This window comes from Ruoffia halotolerans (assembly GCF_014049385.1).
In the GTDB taxonomy this organism is placed as follows: domain Bacteria; phylum Bacillota; class Bacilli; order Lactobacillales; family Aerococcaceae; genus Ruoffia; species Ruoffia halotolerans.
The window spans coordinates 1-8,415 of record NZ_JACAOA010000047.1 but is presented as its reverse complement, the minus strand read 5'-3'; the positions used below and the strand labels follow the sequence as shown (position 1 = coordinate 8,415).

The window sequence follows — 8,415 nt, the reverse complement described above, 5'->3', positions numbered from 1 at the left end:
AATACAATATAGAAAACTAGGAGTTTGACTACTGATAATAATAAATCTAAATTTCCATTTATTAATATAGAAAATATACTAGAAATAAAAAATAATAAATATACTATATCTAAGGAAGAAATATAAATTTGTTGAGCACTCTTTTTTGAAAATATAAAAATAATAGATAAAATCAAGCTAGGAATTATAATCAGTACATTAACAAGCCCAGAATATTCATCAGTCTGTAATAAAACACCTGAAGTAGAAAACGTACTTAATAGAACTATCATCAAAAAATTTCTAAATTTATTCATTACTTATATATCACTCCATAGCTTTATAATTTCATTTTATTCTCTTTATAAAATCTTCCAATCTAATTATTGGAATATTTCGCTTATAAGACTCTCTTATTGCATAAAAAAATGATTTTAAACCTAATTTATTTCTAAATATATGTATTATTTGTGAAAAAGCTGTTAAATTTAGAACTTTATACTCTCTCTCATTTAAATTAGACTTTAAATAATCCACATATCTAAGCCAAGCATTAAATCTAATTTTAAATTTTCGACTATCCATATTACTTGTAAGGCTGGTATCTGATTCTCTGACCGAATAAATAACTTGATTAACTGCTAAAATTTCTTTAGCTTTAATACCAATTTTCGCTGAAAATAATAAATCGTTAGAATATTGTATTTCTTCGAATTTAATATCAAATTCATCAATTAAAGATTTTCGTATTAGCTTCGCCCAAGGCACGTAAAAGCCACACCGTAATAGTAATTCATTTTTTAAAGTGGGCTCATTATTAAACTGACTAATTAAATTTTTATACGGTATGTGTCTTTTAGAGCGAATAACATTACCAGTTTTAAAACTAGTTGGCTCAAAATAAATAACATCGAACTTCGAATTAAAATATTTATTAATATTATTTTCGAAATTATCAATAAATAGATCATCTGCATCTGCAAACATAATCCACTGAGTGGATACCTTATTTATTCCGATATTTCGCGCTGCGCCCGCTCCTTTATTCCCTGATGTATTAACTAAAAATGTTACATCTGGAAATTTTTCCTGAAATTCACTCAAATTGGATTCACTATCAATAGAATTATCATCAACAACAATCACCGATATTGAATTAGTAGGGATAGTTTTTAATAAACTATTTAATTCACTCCAGCTATTATAGTGTGGAATAACTATCGATAGATTTAAATTTGCTTTATTGTTCATTTTTCTCCTTCAATCTAATTACCAATGATTTAAATTTATTTTTGAATAAATTATTCTCATTAATAACCAGTTCATTAAATTTTTGGGTCGCCTTTATATATTCATCTGACTTTAGATTAATAAAATAATTATATAATTTATCTGCAAAATTCAATTCATTCTCATCTAAAGTTAACCCCAAATTAAATTCTTCTACTAAATTCCCCAAATAAGTATCCTTATTTACAAGAATTGGAATTTTGTAATTTGTACTATAATATAATCTTATAGGTGTTAAAGTCTTAACACTTATATCTTTGCTCCCAAAAATATTATTAATGATATCAAATTTATTTAAATAAAATTCAGTTTCACTTGGTGAAAATTCCCCGGTAAATTCACAATTTTTAATATTTCTTTCAAATACATACTCTTCCAATGGTTCACTATTAGTACCACAATACCAAAGCCTAAACCTATCATCATTACCTAGTAAATTTATTATCTTTTTCTGTACTTCATAGAATCTAACGTTCCCTAAAAAACCGATATTAATTGGATCATTTTTCCTTCCAAAAGTATAATTCTGCTCTTCATTCAAATTAATAATTTCTTCATTTAAACTATGTACAAAAATATATTTTGCTCTTGGTAAAAAGTCCAAAAAACCTTTTGATGATATCGTAGTAAAAATTGAATTTCTGATTAGTTGTTTGTGCAAATAATATATAATAAAATTTTTTTCAAAATAATAATCTCTAATATTTAAAATGTACTTTTTTTTGTTTTTTAATAAGACATCAGCTAATAATAATGACGTTAGCGTATTCCAAACAATAACTAGATCATAATTATTGTTATTTATAATATTCTTAGAAAAATTTCTGAATTCTATAAAATATCTTAGTTTCTCTTTTTTGGTAGTCTTAGGTGTTATGTTCTTACATAGTTTATATACCTTATTAGCCCCAATATCTTCGACAATACCATACCTATCTAAGTATACAATATCAAATTCAATATTATAGGCTTTTAAAATATCAGTATATAAGCTAATAAGCGTCATGTGCTTTACATTTGCCGTTGATACTATGCATATTTTTGAATTATTCAATAAAAAAAGCTCCTTTATTTATACCAAACTTTTCTATTAATATAGTCTGAATAACTTAATATAATTCTCAAAACTTTGTCAGAAACATTCGGCATACTATAATCCGCAACTAATCTCAATGTTCCCTCTTCTTGCGAATCAAGTATAGTTAGTCCCTGTATAATCCGTTCCTTTTCAAGTCCAACCATCATGACCGCACCTTCTTCCATTGCTTCTGGACGTTCATGTGCTTCACGTAGGTTTAATGCTTTGAACTTAAGGATTGATGATTCTTCACTAATAGTTCCACTGTCACTTAAGACTGCTTTTGAATTCAATTGAAGGTTATTATATTCAGTGAAGCCCATTGGTTTCATTAACTGAACCAACTCATTGAATTCGACACCTTTTTCTTCAATCATCTTACGTGTTCTAGGATGTGTACTTACGATAACTGGCAATTGATAAACTTCGGCAATTTCATTTAATGAGTCAACTAAGTTCAAGAAGTTACGCTCTGAACTAATATTTTCATCTCTATGAGCTGAGACAACAAAGTATTGTCCTTGTTCTAGTCCTAACTTTTGGTAGCTTTCAGCATTTTTTATATCATCTAACTTTTCATTTAATACTTCAAACATTGGGCTACCTGTCTTAATAATTTGGTCTGCTGGTAAGCCTTCAGCTAATAAGTATTCACGAGCAATATCACTATAAGTTAAGTTGATATCTGCCACGTGGTCAACAATCTTTCGGTTAGTTTCTTCTGGTACACGTTGATCAAAACAACGGTTCCCTGCTTCCATATGAAAGATTGGAATATGATGACGTTTTGCTGCAATCGCACATAAACAACTATTGGTATCCCCTAAGACTAAGAATGAATCTGGTGCTTCATCTGCTAGAATAGGATCAATATTCGCTAGTATTTGTCCCACAGTCTCCATTGGAGAGCCTCCAGCAGCATTCAAGAAGTAGTCTGGTTTCCTTAGACCAAAGTCTTCAAAGAAAACTTCGTTTAATTCATAATCATAGTTTTGTCCTGTATGAACTAAAATATGTTCAATCGCTTCAGATTCTTCCAACTTCTTTATTACTGAAGATAAGCGGATAATTTCAGGGCGAGTTCCCACTACCGTCATTACTTTTAATTTTTTCATTCATTAAACCTCCAAAAAGAATGTATCAGGGTTGTTCGGATCAAACATCTCGTTCACCCACATAATCGTTACCATATCATGGTCACCTGTATTAACAATTGAATGTGTATAACCTGTTGGAATATCAACAACTTCTAATTTTTCTCCCGATACTTCATACTCAATCACTTCATCTGAGAAATAGTCTCTAAAGCGAATCACTCCTTGTCCCGATACAACTAAGAATTTTTCATTTTTAGTATGATGCCAATGTTCCCCTTTAGTAATTCCTGGTTTAGAGACATTGACTGATACTTGACCAGCATAAGGAGATTTAACAAACTCCGTGAAAGACCCACGAGGGTCTTCATGCATAACTAAGGGATAACTAAAGCCATCGACTGGTAAGAAATTTAAGTAAGTACTATATAATTTACGAGTAAAGTCATCATCTAAATTCGAGATTACGCGATTAGATCTTGAATCTTTAAACTCTTGAAGCAACTCAGCAATATGCCCTAATTTCTCCTGATAACTTACAGGAACAACACAGTACTCTCCGTCTTTGGTCGGTTGATCACTCATGGCTCTAAGAAATTCTTCAACTAGATCATCAATATAAACGAGCGTCAACTCAACTTCTGGATCGTTAATGGTTATCTCTTCACCTCTAGCAATCTTATGACTAAAAGTTGCGATAACGGTATTATAGTTTGGTTTAGACCATTTACCAAATAAGTTAGGTAAGCGATATACGTATGTCTTTACGTCATAGTCATTGCCATATTGAAAGACTAAATCTTCACCAGCCTTCTTACTTTGTCCGTAAGCTGAATCATTGGCTACTTGTGTAGAGGATGTAATTAGAATTGGTGCTTTGTTCTCTGCTTCGATTAACGCATTCAACAATGTCTGAGTAAAATCAACATTACCTTCAACAAACTCTTCTTCTTTCTCTGGTCGGTTTACACCTGCTAAGTGATAGACAAAGTCAGCTTTTTGAGCATACTCATTAAATTCTTCCGCTGTTGTTTGACGTGTTACCTTAAGCACATTATAGTCTTCCATTTGCTCTAAAGTCGCAATTAAATTTTTACCAACAAATCCGTTGGCTCCTGTTACGAGAATATTCAATGATTAACCCTCCCAGTTAGCTAATTCAGCCTGAACTTCATCTAATGCTAATAATTTCTCTGCTAATTCATCAACGGTTAATTGTTCTGTATTATCAGAGTTATATTCATCAAGTAAGCCAGTTGGGTTACCTTCTTCATAATACTTGTCATAGTTAAGATCACGCTTGTCTGATGGTACACGGTAGAAATCTCCCATATCAATCGCACGTACGGCTTCTTCTTTTGTTAAAAGAGACTCATACATTTTCTCTCCATGACGAATGCCAATTTCTTTAATATCTGATTGAACATTGAAGATTTTATCAATTGCTTTAATTAATGTATTAATTGTACTTGCAGGTGCTTTTTGTACCATAATATCACCTTGTTCAGCATGTTCAAATGCGAATAATACTAAATCAACTGCTTCATCTAAACTCATCATAAAGCGTGTCATCTCACCATCTGTTAATGTTAATGGTTTGCCTGCTTTAATTTGTTCGATGAAGAGTGGAATAACACTTCCACGTGATGCCATAACGTTACCATAACGGGTTGCACTAATGCGTGTTTTTTCAGGGTCAATATTACGCGCTTTTGCCACAATTACCTTTTCCATCATGGCTTTAGATGTACCCATTGCATTAATTGGGTAGGCTGCCTTATCTGTTGATAGGCACACTACATTACTTACCCCAGCATCAATGGCAGCAGTCAGTACATTATCAGTACCTATAACGTTCGTTTTAACAGCTTCCATCGGGAAGAATTCACAGGATGGAACTTGTTTTAGAGCAGCTGCATGGAAGATATAATCAACATCACGAACAGCATCCTTTATACTATTAATATCTCGCACATCTCCGATATAAAACTTAATTTTGTTGTTATTATATTTTTTTCGCATATCATCTTGTTTCTTCTCATCACGTGAGAAGATTCGAATTTCTTTAAAGTCTGAATCTAAGAAGCGTTTCAGCACTGCATTACCAAATGATCCTGTTCCACCTGTTATTAATAATATTTTATTTTTGAACATTCGATTACCTCACTCCATATGTTTTATAATTGTTTTGCATGCATCCTTTGATGTATAGTTATTATTTAAGAAGATTCTTCCATTTTTACCAAATTTCTCTCTCATATTTTTATCCGTTAATTTTAATAAGTTATTATTGAACGCTTCCACATCTGTACTTTCATTCCAATAGCCAATTTCGTTTTCTTCAATAATCTGACCAATATCAGTATTTTTATCTGTGGCTGCAATTACAGGTAATGAAGCTTGCATATAAGACAACAATCTCGATGGAAAGTTGGGAATTGTAAACCTATGATCTAAAAAAATCAATCCTACGTCAGCAGTATTTGATAAAATATCATATTCGTCCTTAGGAAGTTCATTCATTAATTTCGCATTTTGAGGTTTATTTGTATCAAAGAAATTCTTTAGTTTTTTAAATTCTGTCCCATTACCTACTATTAAGATGAATGTTTCAGCATTCTGCTCATTCTTTTTTAAGCACTCAATTAAGTAATCAATTCCTTGTGGTTTACCAAGATTCCCTCCATATATATATAAGACTTTATTGACAGGTATTGTATATTTTTTTCGTAATCTAATTTTTTCTTCTAAAGATATTTCTATGTTTATAGGAGTTATAGTATTTGGACAAACCTCTACAGTTGTAGGGTCTATTTCAGGATTATTAGCTAATAGATAGTCTCTGTTAGCTGGGGACATTGTACCAATAAAGTCTGATATCTGATATAGTTGTTTCTCTTTTCTTTTGAAGAAGGCATGTATCAAACTATTTCTTTTAAACATATTTAAATCCACAGCATTTTGTGGAAATATATCTTTCAATAATAAATACGAAATAGCATTATCTCTATTCTTGATAAAAGATACGACTTTTTCAAAGGTAATAGGAGGTGTAGAATACATCACTAGGTCGAACTTTACATCTGATAAGTTTTGTTTTATTGCTTTTAAATAATGGTGTTCAATTAAAAGTGTAGACAAACCTTTTTCAATAATATTCGTTTTTTTTATATTCCCTATTTTAACTTTTAATATATGAATTCCAGATTGATTTTCTAGTATTGTTGGTTGCTTTAGTCTTCTTTCTCTTGACGAAACTACATATACGTCATGCCCATTATCACGCATTTCCCTCATTAAATCTGTATAAATCCCTGGAGTATCAATATCCTCAAGTTTTCCTAATGATAAGAATAATATCTTCACTAGTTCACACCTCTATTATTAACTATTTTCTGGATATTCACTTCATTAAACTTCATCATGAATATATCTTGTTCATATTCAAAGTTTTCTTTGTTCTTGTTATTGTTTAAATTATTTATTATTTGTTTTGGAACATTCACACCGACTTCGTATGCATGAGGATACCCACCACCAAAACGTGGGTTTACTTCTGATATATAAAATTCTCCGTTTTTCTCAAAAACATCAATGTCAATAATCCCTCTATAACCTGCTTTTTTTACAAAATTAAAGATAATATTGAATAGCTTTTCATTTCTTACTGATACAGATTTATCAGTTTCGCCAGCCCTCATAGCCAATTTTTCTTTAATAAAAATGCTCACCGGTTCATGAGAAACCATATCAATATATACGTCGACTCCATATTCCTTTTCATCCATCATTTCTTGAATTAGCAAGTCATCATATCTATTAAATAAATCTTCAAGTTGTTCGTTTGATGTAACTTTATTAATGTTAATACTTGCACTCCCTGTAATGGGCTTCGCAAAAACCGGGAAATCTATTACTCCTAGTTCGTAATCTTTGTTAAATGATTCTAATTCCTTATAACTTCTTATAGATTTAAAGCCTAGCTCAGTTACAAATTTACTAAACTCATATTTATCAAACGACAAGTTTATTAAATCTACATCGGATATTATAGGTGTTGTTCCTATTTCTTTGAATTTATCATAGTTCTCAGCTAACAAAGTTAGTTCTGGATCTATTAAAGATAATACACCTGTAATATTATTTCCCTTACAAATATTTAATATTTCGTCGATATAACCGTGTTCTGTAATACGTGACACTAAAAAATACTCGTCTGCTTCATATAATGCAGGAGCTAAAGGACTACAATCAGTCACCAATACTCTTCCGCGTGTACCTAACTCTTTTTTAAAGTATTGAACAATTTTGTTCCTTGTTCCTCCACTTAATATCAGTATGTTCATAATTGCTCCTTAACTAAATAAACTTTTCCATTATCAATAAATCATAATATCGTCCATCAATAAATCTCTCTTCAGTTAACTTACCACATATTTGGAAACCATAATTTTCCCACATTAATTTTGCTTTCTTATTAAAATCAACAACATTTAGATTAATTTTTCTTATGTTCAGATAATTCTTGGCAAAATTCTCTAGCAATGCATAAGCTTCTTTAGCATAGCCTTTTCTAAGTTCATTTTTATCACCTATGTATAATCCAACTTCTGTAGTTCTATGAATCCAATTAATTCCGTACAATCCAATCATACCAATTGGATTGTCATCAGATTGCTTACATACTATATAACGTTTATTATTACCTGTAAGATCAATCATGCTATCCAACCAATTTGATTGTTGATCCTTAGAGATAGGCATAAATCCTCCTCCAAGAAACTTATAAGTTTCTTCATCATTTTTCCAATCATTTAAGTATTTTAAATCATCTTTAATAATAGGTCTTAAATAAATTAATTCTCCATTTATCATCATATTCTCCTAACTATTCATCATAATTCATGTATATATCATCCGATTTAAAAAGTTTCAAAATTGTTTTAAAAATTATATGAATATCTTTTAAGAAGG

9 protein-coding genes are annotated in these 8,415 nt (G+C 30.6%); all 9 read right to left on the bottom strand.

All coding sequences use genetic code 11. The annotated features are described in order from the left end of the window. Window positions 1-296 (bottom strand): hypothetical protein (locus HW423_RS10510; RefSeq protein ID WP_218931862.1); only part of this gene is annotated, 296 nt, incomplete at its 3' end. 31 nt (window positions 297-327) lie between these two features. Beyond that, entirely contained in the window at window positions 328-1,230 is a 903-nt protein-coding gene (locus HW423_RS10505; RefSeq protein WP_218931861.1) for a glycosyltransferase family 2 protein, read from the bottom strand. Next, a complete protein-coding gene (locus HW423_RS10500; protein ID WP_218931860.1) occupies window positions 1,220-2,323 on the bottom strand; it encodes a glycosyltransferase family protein in 1,104 nt (367 codons plus the stop codon). Before HW423_RS10500 ends, HW423_RS10505 begins: the two co-directional genes overlap by 11 nt. Window positions 2,324-2,337: 14 nt before the next feature. Further along, on the bottom strand, window positions 2,338-3,462 hold the full coding sequence (gene wecB / locus HW423_RS10495) for a non-hydrolyzing UDP-N-acetylglucosamine 2-epimerase (RefSeq protein WP_218931859.1): 1,125 nt from the start codon (window positions 3,460-3,462) through the stop codon (window positions 2,338-2,340). A 3-nt stretch (window positions 3,463-3,465) separates the two neighbouring features. Continuing rightward, a complete protein-coding gene (locus HW423_RS10490; RefSeq protein WP_218931858.1) occupies window positions 3,466-4,575 on the bottom strand; it encodes a polysaccharide biosynthesis C-terminal domain-containing protein in 1,110 nt (369 codons plus the stop codon). 3 nt (window positions 4,576-4,578) lie between these two features. Next, window positions 4,579-5,595 (bottom strand): SDR family NAD(P)-dependent oxidoreductase, encoded by a 1,017-nt coding sequence (locus tag HW423_RS10485; RefSeq protein ID WP_218931857.1) that lies wholly within the window; start codon window positions 5,593-5,595, stop codon window positions 4,579-4,581. Window positions 5,596-5,604: 9 nt separating this feature from the next. Continuing rightward, window positions 5,605-6,807 carry a glycosyltransferase family 4 protein gene (locus tag HW423_RS11455; protein WP_218931856.1) on the bottom strand — a complete coding sequence of 401 codons (1,203 nt, stop codon included), beginning with the start codon at window positions 6,805-6,807 and terminating at the stop codon, window positions 5,605-5,607. Beyond that, entirely contained in the window at window positions 6,807-7,787 is a 981-nt protein-coding gene (locus tag HW423_RS10475) for an ATP-grasp domain-containing protein (protein WP_218931855.1), read from the bottom strand. Before HW423_RS10475 ends, HW423_RS11455 begins: the two co-directional genes overlap by 1 nt. Before the next feature lie 13 nt (window positions 7,788-7,800). Then, the gene (locus tag HW423_RS10470) at window positions 7,801-8,316 is read right to left on the bottom strand and encodes a GNAT family N-acetyltransferase (protein WP_218931854.1); all 516 of its coding nucleotides are present in this window, start codon (window positions 8,314-8,316) and stop codon (window positions 7,801-7,803) included. Window positions 8,317-8,415: the final 99 nt, after the last annotated feature.

Coding starts and splice junctions, on each gene's coding strand:
- HW423_RS10475 (WP_218931855.1), bottom strand. CDS start 7,787: ATGAACATACTGATATTAAGTGGAGGAACAAGGAACAAAATTGTTCAA.
- HW423_RS10470 (WP_218931854.1), bottom strand. CDS start 8,316: ATGATAAATGGAGAATTAATTTATTTAAGACCTATTATTAAAGATGAT.
- HW423_RS10505 (WP_218931861.1), bottom strand. CDS start 1,230: ATGAACAATAAAGCAAATTTAAATCTATCGATAGTTATTCCACACTAT.
- HW423_RS10485 (WP_218931857.1), bottom strand. CDS start 5,595: ATGTTCAAAAATAAAATATTATTAATAACAGGTGGAACAGGATCATTT.
- wecB (WP_218931859.1), bottom strand. CDS start 3,462: ATGAAAAAATTAAAAGTAATGACGGTAGTGGGAACTCGCCCTGAAATT.